11 protein-coding genes and 2 pseudogenes are annotated in these 23689 nt (G+C 42.0%); 12 read left to right on the forward strand and 1 reads right to left on the reverse strand.

The annotated features are described in order from the left end of the window. Positions 1-373: 373 nt before the first annotated feature. The 3 genes and pseudogenes from BMX22_RS13400 to mobP3 form a co-directional block, all read left to right on the forward strand. Positions 374-817 (forward strand): annotated as a pseudogene (locus tag BMX22_RS13400) (type IV secretory system conjugative DNA transfer family protein); the annotation flags it as partial. 74 nt (positions 818-891) lie between these two features. Further along, positions 892-1059 (forward strand): hypothetical protein, encoded by a 168-nt coding sequence (locus tag BMX22_RS16560; RefSeq protein ID WP_177173034.1) that lies wholly within the window; start codon positions 892-894, stop codon positions 1057-1059. 3 nt (positions 1060-1062) lie between these two features. Continuing rightward, the gene (mobP3, locus tag BMX22_RS13405) at positions 1063-2478 is read left to right on the forward strand and encodes a MobP3 family relaxase (RefSeq protein WP_318259752.1); all 1416 of its coding nucleotides are present in this window, start codon (positions 1063-1065) and stop codon (positions 2476-2478) included. A gap of 762 nt (positions 2479-3240) precedes the next feature. Here mobP3 and BMX22_RS17080 read toward each other — a convergent pair. Further along, a pseudogene (locus BMX22_RS17080) lies at positions 3241-3789 on the reverse strand (restriction endonuclease subunit S); the annotation flags it as partial. Between the two features lie 377 nt (positions 3790-4166). Here BMX22_RS17080 and BMX22_RS16195 point away from each other — a divergent pair. The 9 genes from BMX22_RS16195 (at position 4167) to BMX22_RS13460 (ending at position 23613) form a co-directional block, all read left to right on the forward strand. Then, positions 4167-5366 (forward strand): hypothetical protein, encoded by a 1200-nt coding sequence (locus BMX22_RS16195; protein ID WP_143055537.1) that lies wholly within the window; start codon positions 4167-4169, stop codon positions 5364-5366. A gap of 35 nt (positions 5367-5401) precedes the next feature. Next, entirely contained in the window at positions 5402-6346 is a 945-nt protein-coding gene (locus tag BMX22_RS13425; protein WP_074742933.1) for a hypothetical protein, read from the forward strand. A gap of 27 nt (positions 6347-6373) precedes the next feature. After that, a complete protein-coding gene (locus tag BMX22_RS13430; protein WP_074742934.1) occupies positions 6374-7471 on the forward strand; it encodes a hypothetical protein in 1098 nt (365 codons plus the stop codon). A 42-nt stretch (positions 7472-7513) separates the two neighbouring features. Continuing rightward, positions 7514-18004, forward strand: coding sequence for a beta strand repeat-containing protein (locus tag BMX22_RS13435; protein ID WP_074742935.1), 10491 nt, complete (start codon positions 7514-7516; stop codon positions 18002-18004). Positions 18005-18066: 62 nt separating this feature from the next. Beyond that, on the forward strand, positions 18067-19041 hold the full coding sequence (locus tag BMX22_RS13440; protein ID WP_074742936.1) for a helix-turn-helix transcriptional regulator: 975 nt from the start codon (positions 18067-18069) through the stop codon (positions 19039-19041). Positions 19042-19718: 677 nt separating this feature from the next. Beyond that, positions 19719-20474: an EAL domain-containing protein gene (locus BMX22_RS13445; RefSeq protein WP_074742937.1), complete on the forward strand. Its 756-nt coding sequence runs from the start codon at positions 19719-19721 to the stop codon at positions 20472-20474. Positions 20475-20501: 27 nt separating this feature from the next. Next, entirely contained in the window at positions 20502-21215 is a 714-nt protein-coding gene (locus tag BMX22_RS13450; protein WP_318259753.1) for a hypothetical protein, read from the forward strand. Between the two features lie 13 nt (positions 21216-21228). After that, positions 21229-21981 carry a signal peptidase I gene (locus BMX22_RS13455; RefSeq protein WP_074742938.1) on the forward strand — a complete coding sequence of 251 codons (753 nt, stop codon included), beginning with the start codon at positions 21229-21231 and terminating at the stop codon, positions 21979-21981. 54 nt (positions 21982-22035) lie between these two features. Next, positions 22036-23613 carry a hypothetical protein gene (locus BMX22_RS13460; RefSeq protein WP_074742939.1) on the forward strand — a complete coding sequence of 526 codons (1578 nt, stop codon included), beginning with the start codon at positions 22036-22038 and terminating at the stop codon, positions 23611-23613. Positions 23614-23689 lie beyond the last annotated feature (76 nt).

A 23689-nucleotide genomic window follows, 5' to 3' on the forward strand; every position in this document is an offset into this window, starting at 1 on the left:
TACTGCCTGTAAAACCGGATGGAGTGCATCCCGGATAAACAGCCTACGTGTAAGCAGCTAACTCACAGCTCTGGGGAACAGACTCTCTAAGGAAGCAACCTTGAGGTTCGACTAAGGAAGATCAGAACTTGTTCCTGCTGATTACAGCTATTATATCATGGGTATGTGAATGCCTGTTGATTGTTTGATTAAACCCGGCGGAACTCCGCCGCAGCATTGAAATCTCCATTCGCTACGCTCATTCCGATTTCAATGCTGCTTTACTCAACCGAGCGTGGCAGAGGTTCATTGGGGTGCTCTTTAAACCACCCTAAAATCTATTATACGAGGAAGTGAGATATTGGATGATAAAAAAATATATCTGTTAGCTTTAATGGCGGCGTGTCTGATAATTTTTGCAATAGTTGTAAGTGTGCTGGACAGCCGCGGAATAAACAGTATTAAATCAAAGGCGGTCGGTGACGGACAGCATGGAACCGCACGATGGGCAACCAAGCCGGAGATAAGGCAGACTTTTATCTCTCAGCCATACGAACCTGATTTGTGGAGGCAAGGAAAGAATCTGCCGAAGGTGCAAGGTACGGTCATCGGATGTCAGGGAAAGGTCAATACAACGGCACTTGTAGACACAGGTGATGTTCATAGCCTTATGATAGGTGCAGCCGGCGTCGGTAAGACAGCGTACTTTTTGTATCCCAATATTGAATTCTGCCTTGCAAGCGGAATGTCGTTTCTGTCAACAGATACCAAAGGCGACATTGCCCGAAACTATGGAAACATAGCCAAGAACTGCTACGGATACAATGTGTCGGTGCTTCAGGACAAGATAAACGATCTACATGAGACTACAACAGAAGCGACCGCAGAAGGAACTACAGGAGGATGATGAGTATGAAAATGAATATTACAGCAGCAGATAAGAATGAGGAAAAGCTCTTCTATGCCTGTGACAAAGAAAACATACTTGCGGCTAAGATCGGTCATATGCGTTTCGATTTCGGAAACGGCAGAGCTTTCTACGGTTCATGGTTTGGCGGTAATGTCGCTTTGAACGAGTAAGCTATGCCGAGATTAGTTGTGGTGAGCCGTTACCTGAAAAGCGGCGATAATAAAAAGCTGTCAAACTATGTAAAATACATTGCTACTCGTGAAGGTGCTGCAACAGTAAAAGAAAACAGTGGAACAGCTCCTGCAACCGAAAAGCAACAGGAGCTTATCTCTTCTATGCTTAAAGACTTCCCAGACAGCAGTTTAGGTTTCAGCTATGCAGAATACAAAAGCAATCCTACTCAAAAGAATGCGTCAAGGTTTATAGATGAAACACTTGAACATAACTCTGACATAGTCGCAAACAAGAAAAACTATATCGGATACCTTGCCAATCGTCCTGGTGCAGTTAAGTTTGGTTCTCATGGATTATTCTCACAAACAGATGAGCCAATTAATTTGAATAAAGTCGCTAAGGAAGTCGCAAACCACAATGGAAATGTGTGGACTCACATAGTCTCTCTCCGCAGGGACGATGCACAAAAAATGGGATATGATAACCTAACAGCATGGCGTGAGCTTGTGAAGCGGCAGATACCGAATATAGCAAAGCAGTCAAAAATAGATATAGCAAACCTGAAATGGTATGCTGCGTTTCATGACAAAGAGACTAACCCTCACGTTCACATTGTCGTCTACTCGACAAATGAGCGTGAGGGATTTCTCACTAAGCAAGGCAGTGAAAAGATACGAAGCGGTTTCATGAATGACATATATACCGATGAGCTAAAACATTTATATCAGCAGCAGACGGATATTCGTGACCTACTTAAAAGTGAGAGTACAGAGCTCATGAAAAAACTCACGGAAGATGTATCCGCTGGAAGAAGTGTTGATATAGAAACAATTGAACTAATGTTAAAACTTCACGGGCAGCTTCAATCAGCTAAAGGTAAAAAAGTCTACGGCTACTTGAAAAAAGATGTTAAGCAAACAGTTGATGATATATTTTTCAGGCTATCGCAGAACGAATCAATTCAAAAAATGTATAAGCTGTGGTGCGATATGGAGCAGACCAAGCACGACTTTTATTCATCTGCTAAGGTAGAATTCCCGTCAATGGTCGATAATGATAGCTTCAAATCAGTAAAAAATATGATAATTCGTTCAGCAACGGAGATACAGTTTGATATTCCTGTTGCTGAAGTTGATGCTATTATTGATGATATCGAAGAGTATACTGAAATCATCATACCTGATGAATATGACTATGAGCCTGCTGATACAGAAGAAAGTAGCGTCAAATATTATTTCAAATGGTCAGATGAACATAAGTCTGCCTTGAAGTTACTCAGAGCAAAGAACTCTACAGATAATGAAAAATCTGATGCACTTGCTGTTATGAAGTCTGAGGCTGACAAAGGAGATACTTTTGCTGCATACAAGCTCGGGAAGATATATTTCAAAGGTGAATATTTGCCTGCTGACTAGTGGAATGAAAAGATTCTGTATTCTTGCTATAGCTAATTTAGGCTGTCCGACTTTTGTAGTAGCATCAGCTATTTGAGATTGAACAATACTTGATTGCAGACACATAATAAGCCAATCCTGATTTATGATGCTGAAAACTAATCTATCCGCATTTTCAGTCAAATTAGCCCCGTCAAGTTCTGGTGGTATCTTACCAACTTTACCGATAGTACCTGCTACTGTTATATAAATATCTTCTTTGTTGATTATATATCGAGATATTGACGGGTAAATATCGTCAGGAACGTATTGCAGATTATCCATAGATATGCCGCTATCCTTCATATCGGAAACTCTTATGTAAATATGATCGGTCTTTTCTAAGGATAGTTTACGTCCTGCTGGTATTCTTTTACCGCCTAAAACTGTTGTAATAGTACCCAGCCTACACCAACACCAACAATCCGGCAGTTCAAACGGCACTTCATCGGCTATACAGCGTTCTTTTCCGTCTATGATCTCATAAGGAATTTTATCCCTTGTTACTATAACCGATTCGTGCTTGTCCTTTTTGATCTTGCCTGCCTTGATAAGAGCTTGTTTTTCGGCTCTGATACGCTCCAACAGTACGCTCGCAGGCTCGTCATCAGGGTTCTGCGGAACGAGCTTGCCTTGTACGGCTTCTTGCAGGATAGACTTTTTCAGTGCTTCGGGGAATGTGGTGTTTAGGGTGGTGAGGTGTTCTTCTGCTTTGCCGTACTTTTCAATGTATGGGAGTAGTTCTTCTATCTTGGCGACTATGCGGTGTTGCTCGGCAAGGGGCGGGATAGGAATAAACGAAAATAGAACATCATCTCTTGCAATTCCAGGTATCATGCTTTTTGCCGCTGCTTTTAAACTTTCAACAAGCGTTTCCAAAACAAGCCTTACATAATCAGTATCTATTCCGTTATAAGGGCGTATGCCCATTATTTGTCTTGCTATATGCACCTTTCCTTCTTGAAGAATAGCCATTGTACCGACTGTACCTTTGCAAGTGAGCAAAATATCTCCCTTAAGTGCGAATGCTCTGCCAAATTCAGTCCAACGGTTTATTATTACTTCTCCATTTTCAATATTGCTTGCACCTGTAATATAAGGCAAGCCCTTTTCAATCGCATTGTATTTATCAGGTGTCAAATCCTGTCCTGATTGTAATTCAATAACAGAAGAAAAGCGTACCCACTCCCATGTATCAGGAATATCAAACGGTATCTCGTCTGATATATCCCGAATTTCCTTGCCGATTTGCTCACAGTAGGCATAAGGCAAATTATCAGAATAATGTGTCACGATGATTGATAATACATAGAAACATTATTTCATAATCCAAAATATGACCAATGCAAACAAGAATGTAGATATAATTAACAAATATAGCACTATAACAACATATCATAGTTACCATAATCAGCTTTAGTTATAAAAATATATCAATAGTTATACGGCAGCGCGATTATACAATCTGTATTCGGCAAATAGCGCTATTATGAAATTTTTTGGTTGAAGTAATTATCAGGTTGAGCAACCATTACAAATAGTAAATGGCATAATTAGCTATAATGTGCATTGAAAATGGTATATAAAAATGATATAATAAAGTAGAGTAACTATGCAGTAATGGGAATATTATGCCCTTTCACAAATATAAAGCATTGGAGGTGAACATAGTGAGTGCAAAGGCTTATGAAGCTTTATCTAAATCAAATGAATTAACAACTGCTAACGAGACTGCACAAAGTCCAAAGCAAAAAAATGATGGTGATGAAAAAGAGCGAAAGAAGCGATTAAAAGGTTCTTTAATTAAGTTTGGTTCGCTCGCTGTGTTCGCATTCGTCGTCTGGATTTTCGCCACAATTTCTTGGTTCAGCTCCAATTCAACAGTGTCTGGTAACGGTATGGGAGTGAGTGTTGCTTCTCCTCCGTTTGAGCTTGAAGTTAGAGGTAATTATATTGAAAATAACGATGATGAAGAGTTTTCGATGGCAGATAATGAATATTCAGAAGGTGTCGATATGGATACTCTTGATGCATTCCAAACTTCAGGGCAATATGGAAAAATCATATGGCGAAAAACTGGAGCCAATGCTGATGACGGACATTATTCAGATGGATTGGTACCGAACTCGCATGGCAAATTAACTTTCTGGGTCGTGCCTAACAATACAGGAACGCTTGATATAAGTTTTAACTTTAACATTCGCGGATTCATAGGAGAATATGAGGAGCCTGAAAACGAGGACGATGATCCGATACTCAATGATCTGCTCGAGATCACAGATTCTTTGACTGTAGCAAACTCCGACGGCTTGATAAAAGATGCGGCTGACCTTGAAAATAAAAATGAAGCGCTTGAATTCATTCGGGGACATATCCTGTTCTTTTCAGACTATAACCCCACAACACACTATTATTCAGGCTTCCTCGGAACCGGACGCTCCATAAGATTCGGAGACTGTATCAACGCTTCGGGTGTAAAATACAATGCAGGCAATGCTGTTTCGGTCACATCGGGACAAAAATATCCCGTTACGATATACTGGAAATGGGCAAACACTTTTGAGCAGATGGTGTATGATGCTAATTCTCCTAAAAAGGATAATCCTTTATTTGCACCTTCGCCCAATGATGATAGAACTGCCGTTTTTACATATCTCAGCACAACAAAGAATAGCAGCGAGATGACAAACAAAGTCTTCAAGGGATTGTCAAACAGTGAGGTCACATCAGCTCTCAGCAATGTTCAGAACAATACGGCAAATATTGATAGTGCAACACACACACTTACAGATGCTTATAATAACGCAGATTCTTTCATAGGCAATAATGTAGACTATATATTGATTGAAATGACAGCCAGCCTTAATTGATTATGTTAACAACTCGTTAGAAAGGAGGGATGACTATGATCGCAGTTGCAAAAAAACTAAAGAAAATGTCAATTAAAACGAAAGTCAAGATCATAATCGCCCTTCTCTTAACAGCGGCAACGTTCTTTGCAATGCCGGCGTTTGCATGGTTCAATCACAATAGACAAATTGCTGAACTTCAAAAGGTTAAAACGCCTGATCTGCTTTTTATAAGCAACGCCTGCGCCGAAGATGTCAGAACGTTCGACATTTCAACGCTTCAAGTAAGCACAGAAGTTGGAGCACCTACCTCCCAGTCATTTCCATTTGCGGTCGCCGGAGAGTATGTGACCAGTTTTACGCTCCAATTTGCTCATACAACAAACAATCCGTTCGTGTATAAGATATATTATGGAGATATTCTATATTACAACAACGCTGTTTGTACAACTCCGGCGAGTGCCAGAAATGCAATTACGGCTCTGAACACTCAGAATACAGCATATAATACAGCTAACCCGGAAGAACCACCAAAAAAAGCGGATTACAGCTTTGACACAGATGTCGTCGAATATAAAGTCGGCGCAACATGGTCAGCAATCAATGAATTTGACAGAGACAATTTGTATGGAATAAGTGAAGACGAAACAATATACATCCTAAAAAGCGAATGTATTAAAAGTGGTGCTCAGGACGGCTCTGATTACTTAAATGCAACGGTGGATAACGGAAGAGTAATTGCCAAAAGCGATACTGATTATTCGGAGGGGGATCATAATTATCACGAAGATTCATATGAAGACTATGATGTGGTAAACAAATATGCTGAGCCTCTATACTGGCAGAAAACAGGAATCCTGAGTGTTCCTGAATCCGAATCGAGTTCGTGGGGAGGAAATCCGTTTTTCCGTACCTTCATTCTTGATATAGCATGGGATCCTGCCGAAATTTCAAATAAGGAAACAGATATGCTCTATCTCTCAGCTTACAGAGATTATTAAAATCCAATGGAAAGGAGTGGCAACAGTATGAAAAATGGCAAAGAACTATTAAAAAACTTGAAGAAGCACTGGTTAACCATATGGATAATTGTTGCCGCTTTAGCATTGTGCGGAGTCATAACACACGCAAAATTTGCAGATGATCAGAACGTAGCCAAAAGAATAATTGCTGCAGATACAGGAGTGAAAACATATTTCACATCAAATTACCTGACAGGATACAGCTATAAGAATTACAAATCCGTCACTCTTGATGCAGAGAGCGTTGAACCATTTGAAGTTTCTATTTACAATTACGATAAAAACAATCCTACCAGCTTTTATTCTGTTCCCATTACGTTTACACTTACTGCAAAACTATACAAGAATAACGGTGTTACCGAGTATAACGCTACAAATGACGCTACCACGCTGAATGCAATTCTTGGAGATGATGAAATAGAAATATATAAGATAGATACTTATGGAAATCGCGTAAGTGATTCTTCGATTACACTTAATAAAACTACAGTATCAGCTTTTATAACCGAATCTCTAACTCCGGCCCAGGGAGAAAAAAGCGCAAAGAATACATATAAAGTTGTTCTTCCGCCTTCAGTAGCTGATGAAGATATCTATGTTAAACTTGAAGCCAATCCAACTGAACAACATCCCGATCTTAATTCGATAGATGCTTTCTTTTATGCAAAATCGAACAACATTGATTTATCCGAGGGATGGACCGGAGATTTCAACGACAATACTGCATATCTTCCGAAATCCTATGATGCATTTAATTATACGCTTACAGGAAACGGCACTATGGATAAAATACTATCATGGGATACGGCTCTTCTTGAACCAAATCGTATGCAGATAAATGACCTCTTCGGAATTGATCTTACAGATTCGGCTGTTCTTGCTGATACAAGCATATACAATTATGATTCGAGTACAGGTATAGCATCATTGAAAATCAATGTATCCTCCGCTTCATCTGGCGGACGATATGATATACAATTTTATGTAGTTGATGAGGATGCGAGAAAAGAAATAGATGGATATACTGATTCGAGCAATATCGTACATGAAAGTATGTCTTGGAATATGCTAAAAACGAAAGTTACTTTAGCTGATCCTTCGTAAGAAATGAATATATATTTTACCTTCTGACCGAGGTGAGACTCAATGAATAAAAGACAAAGAAAAGAAAAACACAGAAAAATACGGAATAGAACAATAAGTCTGACTACTTCGCTGTCATTGCTTATTGGTTGCTTGCCTGTGTCTGAACTTCCGGCGTGCCTTAATAAGATAAACGAATTGCTTTCAAAACCAATAACTGCTGCTGCAGAAGTTAAGCCTCGTTATAATATCGCCGACTTTACTACGCCGGGCGAAACAGTCAACGGTGAAGATTGTATAAAGATCTCATCCTTTGATGACCTTGCTAAGTATTCAGAGGCATATTATAACTGGAGTATCGGCGAAAGCGGTTATACGAATCATCAGAATGATATTATTTTCATTGCAATCGCAAGTTCTACAGGAAATAATGTTGATATGGAGCAAGAGCATACCTTTGAACCAATAGGCACTTCAGATTACCCATTTAAGGGAAAAATCATATTTGAAAATGGTTCTCCGACTACATTTAATATGCGATATCCTCTTTTTGGAGAAGTTTATGACTGTGTTCAGATTGAAGGTACAGATGGAGAGATAAAGCCAATCACTATTAATAGAACATTGACAACAGAGGGCGCTCCGCTTATCGCAAACAAAATCCGTTCAGATGGAAAAAGTGATACAACTGCTTCATGGAACGTAACTTTTGGAGTTTACGATGATGACGCTGTAATTAGATACGGCGGTGCAATAGGTGAAATTGAGGATGGCGCAGCTGTCAATCTTACTTTTACCAATAATGCGACTTCTACTGTATCAAGTACTGACGAAGTTACAGGTGAAACAGTTCAAACAACTTATATTGCCAGCGTCGAAGCTAAGGCAACTGCTAATAACGATGATGGTTATCCAGTTGATGCAGGAGCACTTTGCGGAACTCTAAAAGGTTCGCTTACAGCCAAATACACTGGCACAAACTTCGGATACTATGTTACTTCCGATAACGGAAATGCAGGCGGTCTTGTTGGGTCAATGGGATCGGGTGCATCGTTAACTATTAGTAATGACTCGAGCAACAATCTCCAGGTTGCAGACGGAAAAATAGAGGCTGACAACGGTTATGCAGGCGGTATCGTAGGCAGCAATAACGGCGGTACTGTAACAATGAACGTTCCGGGTTATGATATTGAGCAGTTTATTCTCGGCTCAAATGGTGCAGGCGGTCTGTTTGGTTATTATGCTCCTCCTGTTGGCACATCAACACTGGATGTAAGCAAATATGACATAAACTGCAAGGTCGCACTGACTGCGTCGGGCACAGGATATACCGGCGGTCTGATCGGCAAATGTGAGTCCTTTTCCGGTGCAAACATCACAATTAAAGGAGAAGCGACCACCGCGAATAATGTCACCACATATACTGGAGTCATATCTGATCATGCTTCATTAAGAGGTGAAGGCGTAAAATCGACCGCATACGGCGGATTGATCGGCTCATATAAAGCGGAAGCACTTTCAGATTCATTGAAAATTAAAACATTGACAGCCGTACCATCAAACACTCTGAGCTCGGCATATTTCGGAGGTGCGATCAGCTATGTTGCTGAGCCTGCTGATTCAAATGCAGCCTATGTAGAATTTGATACTTTCAGTCTTACAAGTGCGGCAGGAGCTTCGGATGCAACATTGTTTGGCGGACTTGTTGCAAAGACTACAAATGGTTATTTATATTCAAAAGATGTAACCATTGGAACATCAAGTATATCCGAGTTTAATGGTGGAAGTCTTGTCGGAGATATCGGAAACGGCGTACTTGGTATGACTGGCAATGTTGATCTTAGCAACGCTTCACCTAAAGCTGAGGACGGCAACGGACAGTTAGTCGGAACTCGAGGCGATGCGCTCATTTACGCTGAAAGCTGGACTTATACTCCTAATTCAGTGGAAATCGACAATGTCGGATCGTGGGGCGATGTGCTTGTTCTTGATGGCACAAAGCTCACAAATGCGAATGTGTTTACGATCGCAGATCATGCGATAACGATTGCTTCTCCAACAGAATCAACGACTGATAGCAAAACGTACAAGGATATTAGTACGGTCGCTGATTATGCAAAGGTATCTCTGCTTTTTCAGATCAATACAAATACTAACAAAATAATCCAAAACAATATTGCAAATTTCCAGGCAAGTACAAACATCTCTTTTAAGAACACCTCTTCATTAGACCTTTCTGATACTGGACTGCGCGGTATTACAAGAGATAACGGCTCGACAGCAGTTGAGTATTCCGGAACTGTTGCTGGAAACAATCATACAATCATTCTTGATATAAAGAATGTTGGCGGAAGTGACAGGCCCGTTTATCGTAAACAGTATCTTGGCTTGGTTGCTATTGCAAAAGGCGCAAGCTTTAAAAACATTGATTTTGACGGTACAATTTTAAATATAAACGGAAGAACCACTAAAGATAAAACGAGTGCCTATGTTGGCACAGCTGCAGCAACAGTCAGCGATAGTGTTAATTGTTCAGATTGTAATACTTTATCTGATTTGAGTATTACTTTGACCGGTGGTGTAAGCACCATCGCTGGCAGACTTATCGGCGAAGCAACTGGAAGTGCTGGAAATATCACTATTTCCGGAAGTGAATTTGATGGTGATATTACTGGTAATACTGGTAATGCAAATTGTATCATCGGAGGAGTTATCGGTAAAATATCCGGCGGTGCAAGTAATGCAGTATGGTCATTTGATGATGTAACTCTGAAAGGAAATGTTACTGGTATTCAAAAAATCGGCGGTCTTATTGCAGTTCTCGATGGAAGCAGTAAAGCTACTGTTAAAATAGGCGAAACAGCCGCTGTCAAAACGGATGGAATAGAGGTTGAAGGCAATAATGGCACTTCTATGGGTGGCCTTTTTGGACATGATTGGAAGAACGCTGATGTTGTTATCGATGGTTTTAAGGTTAATGATACGTCTTCAAGAATTACTACAGTAAAACAGACTGGTGCTGGCGGTACAGCGGGACTTGCTTATTCTGCTTCAGGGCATTGGACTGTTAATAAGCTTGATTTGAGAAACATCAAGATGCTGACTAGTAATGCTAGTTCTGTGGGCATGATTGTCAATAAAGGTAAAATAAGCAGTGACGGTATTTATCTTGAGCTTCCTTCAGGTTATGATTATAAGCTATCGTTACACGCTGATTCAACATTCAAAGCTACTAATGGCGTGTTTGATGAGATTTGTGCATACAGTGCAGATAATGCTAACAGTATTATGAAAAATGGTCAGGGCATTGTATCTATTAGCACCTATGATGGTACGAACAGCAGCTCGAATAAGCTGAAAATGGCAAGTTCTTCCAACGCTGATAACACTAATACCGGTATAACCTATCAGGCTCAGACATCTAAAGGAGCTACAGCTAATCCGAATACAAGGTATTACTATAATCTTGACCTGATAGATACAGGCAATGCAGGAACGAGAACATACGCTGATCTTTCAACTGCATCAGACAAATTGATGCGCTGGGGCGTGTATCGCTATGCTGCTTCAAATATTCAGAAACACTTTAAAGTGAATGACAACGACACTTTTGAATTCTCAAGCAGTGCTGATTATGATATGCGCGGCTATAGCTGGTATCCGATAACGCTTGACAGTGCTGTAACTGTAGCAGGCACATTCACGTTCTACAATGAAGAGTTTACTACAACCGAAAACGCAAATAATAGTATCACCAACAAATGGTCACCGCTATCAGCAACGCAGCATTATATGATGCAGAATGGTATTTTCTATGATGTAAACGCTAACCTGACAGTCGGAACAGTTGTGCTGTCTGGTAATATCGGCGCAGTTAATACCAAGGGAACGGGTGCGCTCGTTTATGGAACAGTAAAGGGTAAATCCTCTGCAACAAACGATATTACTACCATCAACAGCATGAGCGGAAGTGTTTCGCTTGCTGGTATCAAGGTCTGGAACTTCCAGGGTACTGACGGTGTATCGGCTGACTATGCTCCTCTGCTTATCAACAGAACTGGCAGCTTTGTTTCACTAAAGATAGGTAACATTTCGACAGGTTCAGGCTATTCCGCCGGAGAAGAAGCGGCTACAAGCCTGATAGGTTATGTCGGTGCATCCTCTACCGATTCCGGAGTTACAAATTCCGACACGGATATTAACATAGACTTTTCAAACATTAGGCTTGATGGAAGAAAATCTGCAAATACTCCTGGTTTGTCCGGATACAATTACAACACCACGAAGTCAATTTTTACAAGAGCTACTCTCCTTGAGCGTTCTCTTGCTAAAGATGGTTCTTATACATTCTCCTATGTAGATGACTGGAGTACAGTTACAGGTGGATATAAGCATAGTGTAACATACGGTGAGGAAATCGGTTATACTTCTGCCTTAAACGGAAACACGCAGTATCCAAGTTTGGAACAGTATTATTCAAGAGAATCTGCGACCGATGATAATTACCCTACACAGTATTCATCTATACCAACAAAGAATGCGACTCCGTCTGATTCTTTCACTGGATTTCTTCCTTATGTTAGAGTTGTAAGTGCTGCATCAGAAATATCCAGTGGAACATCTGATCATTATCAGCTTAAGGTCAATCATCAGCCAAGTCTGGTTATTGAAGGTTGTGGTACTTATACTGATCCATATATTATTAAGAATGCAGACGAATTAATAAGAGTATCAAAGTGGATAAATGGAGCTGAGCTTTCTACAGCGGTTATCAATGCAAGGTTTGATAACACATTTTGCGATGGCGATGATCATCTACAGTACTCATATTCCGGCGGTAGTTTTAAAAATGGCAGTTCTACAAAATCGCAAGATGAAATGCGTCAGTACTTAGCTGGAGCATACTATGTGATTAGACCCATCTCTGGAACAAATATCGAGCTTGCTGCAGATTCAGGATTTGTAGGACTCGGAAACAAAACAGAAGGCTTCCATTTCCGAGGTGTTATTATCGGTGGCGTATCAAATGCCTCAATAACAAATAAGACGCAGTATCCGCTTATAAATTACAGCGACGGAAGTGTTATTAAAGATCTTACAATTAATGTTGATGCAGATATTACATTAGACGATGCAACTGAAACGTATAATTACATCACAGAGGGAAAAAAATACTCCTACGGTTCTGTTATTGCTGCTGTTGCAGGTGGAGATAACATCATTGATAACGTTCAGGTCAATTTCGGCAGCCATACAATTAAGGTGACAGGAACAAAAGCTCAGTTCCAGGCTGTCGGCGGATATGTCGGCGTTATTGTTAACGGTGGTGTTATCTTCAAAAATATGACCGGCAATATAACCGGATTGTCAGATGCTAATGTTATAACTGATCCTACAAGCAATACTACCAATCAGTCTCCGACTAACAAGAGAACTAACATGGCTTCAAGCAGCAATACTGCATGGCTTTATGTGAATCCGATAATCGGAAGAGTTGTTAATGGCTTTGCTGTTACTGAAAGCGATGCTTACAGACCGTTTGAGGACGGTACAAGAACTGTTAACGGCACAACAACTTATTGGGCAAAGAAAAAGTCTGATAGTTCAATAGGAGCTGTTGACAGCAACACTTATAACACAGATGACTATGAGCTTCAGAAAACTACCATGCAGAATGGTACTAAGCACTATTCAATCGCGGATATCAAGTCGGCTTGGTTAAAAGAATCCGGCAGTCTTATTCTCAGTGATGCTGAAAAACTTGAAGTATCTTCCAGTTATGCTATTACAGCCCGGAATGCACAGAGTTTCTATATCATGTCGTTAATTGTCAACAGCGGTATGGGAACTGAACAGAACTTCACAACTGATAATGCAAATACGGGTAATAAGATTGGCTATTATAATGCAGGCAGGTATCAAACGGTTAGACGTGCTGAATATAACACTGTTGGAACCAAAGCATCTAACGCCGATTACCTGCTTTCAATAAATGACACTTACGCATTTGCTGCCGCAACAAAGCTGAATAATATCCCGTATCTGATTGCGAAATATACAAAACCTGTTACAACCGACGGGACAGATTATTATGCAAAAAACATAGCCAATTCAAACAACACCTGCAGCATAACTCTGTCCGGTGGAACATACTATCTGCCTGATGGCTTCCAGGGAATAGGAGGAAAGATAATATCCAAAAAAGGAGGTAGTAATGGTTCCACTGACATTACGAATGATTCCAGTCTGAGAATCAATAACTTCATCGGAGCTGGATCTACCATCAGTCTTAATATGAATTATAATTATTATTATTCATATAAAGATGCTACGAGCTTATATGTTTTTGATAATACTTATATACATATTGATAATGTTGGACTTGGTTTGTTCAATATACAAAATGGAACCACCAATAACGTTGATTCAAGCAGATATTATAACTTTATTATCACAGGAAATGTTAAGGCAGAGTGCATTGATAATAAATTTACCAATGGTAAAGATCACATACCATATGTTGGTCCTATGACGGGTACCACTCAAAAGGCAACTGATGGTATAGACCGCATTAATATGATAAGTGTTGGTTCTTTGATCGGAACGATGAAAGCACGGCAAACTATTGACAGTGTTGCTTTACAGGATGTTGATGTTAAAGGTATCAGATATACAGGAGGAATGATTGGCTGGAACCCTAATGACAATAAATCAATTAATACATCAATAACAATAAACAACACGCAGTCAAATGGTTCTTACGGTATTAAGGTACATGGCGCAGGAAACACAGGAGGAATGATAGGCAGATCATATCAAAGTGAAATTTCAATTGATAATAATAATGCTACGTATAGCATTATTGAGGTTGAAAGTGATTGCGAAAACAGGACGGGAAATGACTATAACTACGGCGTTGGCGGATTTATTGGCAATTGTCGTGGCGGTGGTTCTTCGTTGGTAGAAATCAAAAATGTTACTGTTGGAACTTTGCGTCAGGATTCGCTGACATATGTTAATAGTGCATCTGCTGAAATAAATGCAGGCGGAATGATTGGCATTGTTAACAAATGTAAACTCAATCTATCCGATTGTACGATTTATAATCAGAACGTTGAATCTCAGTACACTGCCGCAGGACTTGTTGGATATTTTGCTTCATCAGGCGCTGACTCAACAATCAAAAACGTTAAAATAACCTGTAAAGATGGATTAAACGGAACAATAATGAGCCATCAGAACTTTGCAGGTGGATTTTTAGGTGCTGGAAAACGTGATGTAAATACTATCAATATTTCTGAAAGCGAAGTTAATAACTATACAATAACCGGTAATAACTATGCAGGCGGAATTGTTGGCCTGTGGGGACATAATGTAGAGAGTACCCAAAAAGCTAATAAGATAATCACAAACAATGTTACTGTTTCAGATTGTACTATCAGTTGTCCTTCTGGTTATGCCGGCGGTATAATAGGCTACCTAAACTATGTTGGTGACGCAAAGAAAAAAGAGTATTATGGCTATAACATTTTAGCTAAAAATCTTGCAATCACAGGTGCAACCAATCAGACGGGTGCCCTTTGCGGTGGAACTTGTGATACAACTTACAACATAATCAAAATCGTTGCATTCTGTCAGAATAATGATGAAGATAAAGGCCCTGAAACAACAGAGGTTGTCGGCGGAGGTAATAACTACGGCTACGATCCCAACACTACTGGTGCTAAAGGCTATGTAATCTGTGCCGATTATAATGGTGTTGTATCAAATACTGCGTGGATAGATGATGTTTCTTCTAAAACAAGAGTCATCGCCGCTTCTCCATATGTCAATATGAACCCTATTACTGAGATAGACGCTGCAAGTACGCCTAAAAGGCTGCTGAGCGATGGCGCAAGCCTTGCTGCTGTTAATCAGATCCAATACGATATTGAGAATTCTGTTGCAGGATATTATTCCAATGCAAGCACTGTGGAGAATGTACTGAAGAGTAAGATCTCCAATATCGTTGACGAAATGGGGTCGAGAACCTTTAATATAGGCGACAGAAACTTCCCTGTTCTTATTGTTGATGATATCAGCAAAATCAATACCACAAATCGTATTAATTACTATATTGCTCTGCTGACAAATTCAGATCCAAGCCTGAGCTGGGCATTCAATTATGCTGCAAATGAGAAAAATGTGTATAACGTAGTTCTTCATAAGTGCGTTTATGATGCAAATGGAAATACTATTACAATTAAATCTGCACAGCCCAATGCTATCACTGGTTCTTCGACAAATTCTAACGCAACTCCTTGTTTGAAACGTACTTCCGGACAGTTCTATATGAACGCAAATGATACGGATACCATTGCAACGAACGGACAGTTTACTCTACTCGATATTCAGTATCTGAATCCTTCAGCAACAGGGCAAATAGCGTATCACCTTTATGTGCCGGTATATGTAAGAAAAGTTTTACAATACGATTTCAATATCCGCGCTGAATCCGGTACCTCTTATAAGGTAACATCTCCGGCAAGCGCTATTCAAGGAAACGTGCTCGTCGAAAACATCGGCACACCTGTTACACTTGAATTTGCGTATACATATAAGCGTACAGCAGATGAATGGATTGAAGCTGTAAACGGCGGCGATACACTTCTCGGCAACTATTCTAAACGGTTACTGTTTGATAATTTAACAGCAGGAGGTGCGAATTTACCAAGTACGACAAAAATGGTTCTGATTGATACTCAGTATAATTCCAAGGCATATTATCTGAATAATCTTTATTCTGGTGGAGATAATGCTGCTTTAAACACTTCTTCAGGGTATCTGGATCTGAGTAAGTTCTCTAACGGTTCATCTTCATATTCACCCGTGAGCTTCAATGATATGATGGTTGTTACGATAAAGCAGGATGATAGTGGTACCTTAGTTAATTCATCATTGCATCCACACGAAACATATCCTGGTATCGTTACAGATAATTCCGGAGGCACGAATAATGGAATAACCTTTAGATATTCTGAAGTCGGTGAAACCGGGATTGATTCTTCTGACAGATATACAGTTGATTCGATCACATTTAGGAATGGTGGAACATATCTTACCGAACACTATTTCCTGACAATATACACGGATTATTCAACTGCTCAAACTATCTATCATTATGCAATCAGTGCTGGTAAAACCCTCGGGAATGAGCCGTATCCATCGAGAATAACTAAGGATAGTGAAAGAAATGCAACAAATCTGTTCTTGGGTTATGTATACGATCAAGAAATCAGAATAAACAGTCTGAAGGTCGGTGGCGATGCTACTAAGTATTGCCTCAGTGCAACTGACAATGATAATCAATTGAGTGCTGATCTTACTGCAAGAGTATTCTTGACTGAAGCTGCTAAAACCGGTAGATTAATCACATATATCGAAGATACAAGAAACCATGTACAGATCTTTGAAAGCTTATTGATCCAATTTAACAAACATGACAGCGTAAACGACATCGGAGTAAAGGGCGTTGAAGACGTTGAAGTCACTTCATACAAGATCGGAAATCAAAACGTTACAGATCTTAATAGAAGTTGGACTAAGCGAAATAATGTGATTGTTAACGCTTCATACATCGAGTTGCAGAACAATGTGTCGTTAGCTGACAAACTTACACTAAATAGTGATAAATCTGTTTTGATAACCGCAAGCACAACGATCACATTTGAAAAAACAACGGGCCTGCCGGATCAGTTCTATCAGCAATCTCTATCAGGCAGAACGAATGTTATCGCTATTTCTAAAATTTCATCCAAAGACAGTCTGACGGCTTTCAGTAAAGTTTCAAAAGAAACCACTAAGCTTTGGGACGCTGAGAACGAAATAGAGTCAAGTATTACTAATCAGTACTATATGGATTCTACCGAAAAGGCATATATAACGCATGATGCGCTTGATATGCCTGCTGGCAAAGATCTTTCCGAAATAGGCGGTCAATTGCCACAGCTTGGAATCAATGCGAATGATCCAAATGACGTAAAAAAATTCCCTTCAACAATACATACAGTCGGAACTTATCGTGTTGAGGATTGCCCGATAGCATGGGGAAATGCTCAGTCAATTGTCTGCGAAGTCGAACTAAGATCAATTGATAGTAGCTATACCGAATTAAAGCCTATGTTCAAGTATATTGAAGGTAGTACATTCAATATACTTGACGGTATCTCTCCAACTTCGACAGAATATCTCGATTCAAGTGGAAATGTTCAAGTTGATGGAGAGGGCACTCCAATAACATCACCCAATGAATTTACCTATAAAGTAAGAAAGACATATACTAAAGCATCTCTAAATAGTATGCTTGACAGCAATGTTTATAAGATACCTATAGAATTTAAGGTGTATTCTGGCAGCATCTTTGAAACTGCCGGATTAGAATATGCAAACTATGGATTATACTTGAAAGTGTATATGCTTGATTCGTCTAACGATGAAATAAATGTTACCACAAATCCCGAAAGCGATTATGTCAAGTATACTAATGCACGAATATGCCTCACCAAAGTTTCATAACAAATTAAAGAGCCGAGAGTTAATCTCTCGGCTCTCTTCCTAGATAAGCAAAGGAGGTAACCATGTCAGAAACCACAACAAAAAAACTTCGAGTAGTCAAACTTCTCGAAATATTACAGCAGAATACCGATATGGAGCATCCGATAGGTACAAACGAGTTGTGCAGTAAACTCAGCGAACTCGGAATACAAACAGATAGACGTACAGTAGCCAAGGATATAGCCGTTCTGAATGAACAGGGATATGAGGTAATGCAGACGAAGCTCGGCAAGCAGAACGCCTACTACATAGAGGACCGCAGTTTCAGCCTTCCTGAGCTCAAGATACTCATTGATGCTGTTCAGGCAGCAAGTTTCATTACAGAAAAGAAATCAGCCGACCTCATATCCAAGATAGCAGCTCTCGGCGGAAGCCATCAGGCAGAGATACTGACCGGAAATATCGTGCATTTCAATACCCGAAAGCATAACAACGAGCAGATTTACTATAACGTAAACGTCCTCGAAAATGCTATCAGAGAAAAGAAAATGGCTTCATTCCTGTATTTTGACCTTGACGAGAACCTAAATAAGGCTTACAGAAAGGACAAAGCCATATATGAGGTTGAGCCAATCGCCCTTGTATTCAATAACGATAACTATTACCTTATGGCTTATGATCCGGCTACTGAAAATGAAGTCCGAAACTACCGTGTAGACAGAATGGACTCTGTTCAGCGCCTTGATAAAGGTATCTGTAAAGCAGCCGCAGAGAAAATTCGGACGGTATCTAAGTATACAGAACAGGTCTTCAGAATGTACGGCGGACGCACCGAACTTGTGACACTCCAGTTTGAAAAGAAGCTCATAGGCAGTATCTACGATAAATTCGGAGAAAAGACGAATATTGGCAAATGCGGCGATGAATACTTCGTAGCCGTTGAAGTACAGATATCCCCTACCTTTTGGAGTTGGCTCATAACTTTCAAGGAACAGATGAAACTCACAGCCCCGGATTCTGTGATTGCTGAGTATAAGGAATGGCTGAAGGATATATGAAACGTAGAAAAATAGACTTCAGCTTTGTGTAAATAACCAAATATCTGAGAATAGCCGCTTTGCTATCGCCAAATGGCGCACTTAGTAAAGCGGCTATTGACATATTCTGAATGAACTGATATAATATACTTGTAAGTGTAGCAAATGTTACATTTAGAAACGAGGATGATCTTATGCGCACAAAGAATCCAGAATACTTCACATTGCTTGAAGAGTTGGGATAAAAAGTACACGTACCGCATCAATAGATATCCACACGGGGAGGCTGTGGCTGTATGGCTGTGGAAGGTGAGGCAGTAAGGCTTCGTAAGCCCGCAAGACGTCACTTCACCTCGTTACGGTTTTAATTGCTAAAGTGGCGAGCATAGAAATAGCGGCTCCGGTTGAGGATTTGAACCTCTTTCGGAGCCGCTTTGTGTTATGGGTTTCCCTCAATAAATACTCCGTATTACTTCCGATAAGTACAGCCAAAGGGCGTCCGAAAGCCTTGAAGCAACAGACAGTAATAATCGTTCTTGAATTTACGCAAAGTATCGGCAATTCGTCCTTTTTATGCAAATGCACGAATTTTCCCCGCTATTTTTATAAGTTAATTCATTGACAATTGGCGCCTCATATGATATAATAAAATAGTATAAGAGTATATGTACGCATTATGTGAAAGGGGGGGAGCCGATATGGCAGGAAACGCAGAAAAGCCGCTGGTAGGCGGACTTCGCGCAGTCGAGCTGCACTACCGCGTCATCAGGGACATCTCGAGCGGTCAGATAGCGGCATACCAGTCCCAGACGCGGCTGAATTCCCCGAAGCTGGGCGTACTCACACCCGACAAATTCCGCGACGTGTGCGAGATAACGAATCAGGCGATAAGGCTCTTTTACCTCGAGCTGATACAGGCTCTTGAGGCATACAAGACGTTTACCGAGCGCGAGCTGACATTCAGCTGGGTCTCGGTATATATGCCTGTCAGGTTTTTGAAGGAAGCGGGCGCGGAGAAGACGCTGCTCGAATATTTCACGCGCTACGACGTCCCGACGAGCAGGATATGCTTCGAGCTGTCGGAGAAGCTCCTTGAGGAGACCGACGGCAGAGCAGCGCAGGTGCTCCAGCATATGCGCAACCGCGGCTTCCACTTCATGATAGTTAATTTCGGAGGCGACACGTGTCCGATGATGAGGCTTTCGGGCTTTCCCGTGGACTACGTGCTGCTGAGCCCCGAGGTCGCGAATTTCCTCGGAAGCAGCGAGCGTTCGGACAATGCGGTCAAATCGGTAGTAAGCTTTGTCAACGACATCGGAGCCGAGCCTATTGCTGACGGAGTCTACAGCAGCCGACAGGCAGAAACGCTCTACACATTCGAGTGCTCGTATTGTGCGGGCACACTTGCAGGCAAGTATATGACAGAAAGATACGTCAGACGCAAGTCCGACTAAGACATAAAATGAGGGGGGTGTCTCTTAATGGAGGAAAAAGTCAGAGACGTCCTTGAGCTGAGAAGGAAAAGCAAAGAGGTCAAGAGGCATTTCATCGTGATGCGCGTGCTGGCACTGCTCGTCATCATCCTGATACTGCTCATATCCATAGCATACGCGATATCCTATTTCTACGACAAGTTCGGCAGTTTCACCGTAAAGGTCAACAAGTACGACATGGTGCATCAGGGTCTTACCCTGTCCGAAACACCTGAATACGACAGGTCGAACGCGGTGCTGAATGCGAATATCGTCTATGACATGACAAATATCAGCGGAGAGGACATACCGCCTAACGTTGATAAGATAAACGGCAGCCACAACGGCGACAGCTACATAGCCTACACATTCTACCTCATCAACTCGGGCGATGATACCATCAGCTATACGGGCGAGATGAACATCGAGAACGTGACGAAGGGCGTAGACGAGGCTGTGCGCATAGCTGTCTACAAGAACGGCGAAAAGACAGTTTACGGCAAGACGAAGTCGAGCGGTATGGGCAAGGAGAGCGACTGCGACAGTGAATTTCTGTCGTCGTCGGTCGTGATGCGCACCTCAGGCGAAAAATTCAAAGCAAAGGACAAAGACAAATATACCGTGGTGATATGGCTCGAGGGCAACGATCCCGACTGTGTAGATGCTATCATCGGCGGTACATTAAAGCTCAGCATGAGCTTCAAGATCACGGAAACAACGTAAAAGGAGATCAACTATGAAAAAGGCATTGAGTATCTTTGCAAATGTTCTGGCATGGATAGTCTTAATATTCGCACTTCTCATCACCATAATGGTATTCTCATCGAGCAAGAATAACGGAGTCGCACATCTCTTCGGCTATATGCCCATGGCGGTCGAGTCAGATTCGATGAAGCCCACATTCAAGCAGGGCGACCTCATCATCTGCAAGGAGATCGACGATTTCAACTCGATAAAGGAAAACGATGTCATCACATTCTGGACCACGATAGACGGACAGAGAGTGAAAAATACGCATAGAATAGTTGAAGTTCTCAACGATGACGGCATAGTGAAATACGTCACAAAGGGTGATAACAACCCCGTAAAGGACACTGACGTGATCTCACAGGGCGCAGTAATAGGCGAATGGACGGATGTAAAGCTCCCGTTCATCGGCAGGGTGATGGACTTCCTGCGCACGAAGACAGGATTCTTCATCTGCATAGTGATACCGATGGCGATATTCTTCCTGTTCGAGCTTTACAAGTTCATCGCGACGATAATCGAGGCGAAGCGCCCCGAGCCCGCAGAGTTGGACGAAGAGGAGATAAAGCGCAGAGCTATCGAGGAATACCTTGCGGCGCAGAAGCAGTCGGGCAGCGCGGCTGAAAAGGTCGAGGCTGCTGCCGAGAAGGCGGAAGCAAAGGCAGAAGCTGCTGCCGAGAAGGCAGAGGCGCTTGCTGAGGCAGCAGAAACAGCCGCCGCAGAAGAAACGAAAGCGGAATAAGCTTCACAGACCCGCGGCAGTGCGGGAAAACAACATTAACATACGGAGCATAACATGAACGGATTCCTGAAATGGTTTTTTGCCTTTATGTCAGAGATGCTGAAAGGCTACGCCGAGATCGTGCGCGGTATCGGCAGCGGCGTGAAGCAGATATTCAACATAAAGAACTACATAGAGATATTCAAGGAGTATTCGACGGATTTCGGCGCACTCGGCTGGATACTGTCGATACTGGCAATAATAATAGTAGTCGCGATATACGTTCTCATAGCCGTCATGATATTCTTGTTCATCAGGAAATACATACGCTTCAGACACTCGCTGGTCAGCAACGAAGACCTGCTCGAGGAGATAGCCCTCCTCCAGAGGCGAGTAATGAAAATGGCGAAGGAAAAGGACGAGATAATGGCGATGAAGGTCGCACAGATGGGCGGCACAGGCACCATGACCCTTCCCTCTGGCCAGACCGTATATGCGGGCGGCGAGGGAGAAGAGGGCGCTCCCGCCCCCGTTGCAGTCGGCACAGTCGAGGACGGCGTAGTCCAGACAACGGACTACCGCTTCTCGAAGCTCATTGAGGTCGATAACTTCTACAAGACCTATACACCGCCCGAGTACGACAACGAGATAACGCTGGAGGGTATCGTCGATACCTTCCGCAACTTCGCGTGCTCGCGTATGCACCTGTACTATGAGCCCAAGACCATACGCCTGTTCATAGCGGGCATGGCGTCAACGAAGCTGATAATCCTGCAAGGTATCTCGGGTACAGGTAAAACATCGCTCCCGTACTCATTCGGAAAGTTCCTGCAAGTCGACACGACTATCGCATCTGTACAGCCCTCGTGGCGTGACCGCACCGAGCTTTTCGGCTACTTCAACGAATTCACGAAGAACTTCAACGAAACGGAAGTCCTCAAGCGCATATATTCGTCGGGCTATAACAACGACGTAAACCTGATACTCCTCGACGAGATGAACATCGCGCGAGTTGAGTATTACTTTGCCGAGATGCTCTCCATACTCGAAATGCCGAACGCAGACGAGTGGGAGCTCGATATCGTGCCCAACGCATGGAGCACCGACCCCGTTAATCTCGACAAGGGCAAGATACGCATCCCCCAGAATATATGGTATATCGGCACAGCCAATAACGACGACTCCACATTCGCTATTTCCGATAAGGTATACGACCGTGCTCAGCCGATAAACCTTGACGCGAAGGGCGTAGCGTTTGAAGCGCCCGATACACCGCCGATGCGTCTCGGCTTCGACCACCTCGATAAGCTGTTCCATGAGGCGTTCGACAAGTACCCGATATCTCAGGAGAGCCTGAAGAAGATACAGCAGCTTGACCTGTGGGTAATAGAGAAGCTGAGAGTAGCATTCGGTAACCGTATCTTAAAGCAGATGAACTTCTTTGTACCCGTATACGTAGCGTGCGGCGGCGACGAGCTTGACGGCATCGACTACGTACTTGCGACAAAGATATTCAGAAAGTTCGAGTCACTGAACCTCGCAATGCTCCGTGAAGAGCTCCGCGAGCTGTGTACGTACATGAACAAGCTGTTCGGCAAGAACAAGATGAACGAGTCCATCGCATATCTTGAGAGATTGCAGAAGCTGTTCTGATAAAAAATGGCGACTGCGTATTGCTCGCTTGTCTGTACGTCCCGCGCGGGCGCACAAACGGGCAGGCGGTACGCAG

Source organism: Ruminococcus sp. YRD2003 (assembly GCA_900109435.1).
Taxonomy (GTDB): domain Bacteria; phylum Bacillota; class Clostridia; order Oscillospirales; family Ruminococcaceae; genus Ruminococcus; species Ruminococcus flavefaciens_G.

Excerpts from the sequence above, each read along its gene's own strand:
- BMX22_RS16560 (WP_177173034.1), top strand. The coding sequence starts at position 892 with ATGAAAATGAATATTACAGCAGCAGATAAGAATGAGGAAAAGCTCTTC.
- mobP3 (WP_318259752.1), top strand. The coding sequence starts at position 1,063 with ATGCCGAGATTAGTTGTGGTGAGCCGTTACCTGAAAAGCGGCGATAAT.
- BMX22_RS13425 (WP_074742933.1), top strand. The coding sequence starts at position 5,402 with ATGATCGCAGTTGCAAAAAAACTAAAGAAAATGTCAATTAAAACGAAA.
- BMX22_RS13430 (WP_074742934.1), top strand. The coding sequence starts at position 6,374 with ATGAAAAATGGCAAAGAACTATTAAAAAACTTGAAGAAGCACTGGTTA.
- BMX22_RS13435 (WP_074742935.1), top strand. The coding sequence starts at position 7,514 with ATGAATAAAAGACAAAGAAAAGAAAAACACAGAAAAATACGGAATAGA.
- BMX22_RS13440 (WP_074742936.1), top strand. The coding sequence starts at position 18,067 with ATGTCAGAAACCACAACAAAAAAACTTCGAGTAGTCAAACTTCTCGAA.
- BMX22_RS13445 (WP_074742937.1), top strand. The coding sequence starts at position 19,719 with ATGGCAGGAAACGCAGAAAAGCCGCTGGTAGGCGGACTTCGCGCAGTC.
- BMX22_RS13450 (WP_318259753.1), top strand. The coding sequence starts at position 20,502 with ATGGAGGAAAAAGTCAGAGACGTCCTTGAGCTGAGAAGGAAAAGCAAA.
- BMX22_RS13455 (WP_074742938.1), top strand. The coding sequence starts at position 21,229 with ATGAAAAAGGCATTGAGTATCTTTGCAAATGTTCTGGCATGGATAGTC.
- BMX22_RS13460 (WP_074742939.1), top strand. The coding sequence starts at position 22,036 with ATGAACGGATTCCTGAAATGGTTTTTTGCCTTTATGTCAGAGATGCTG.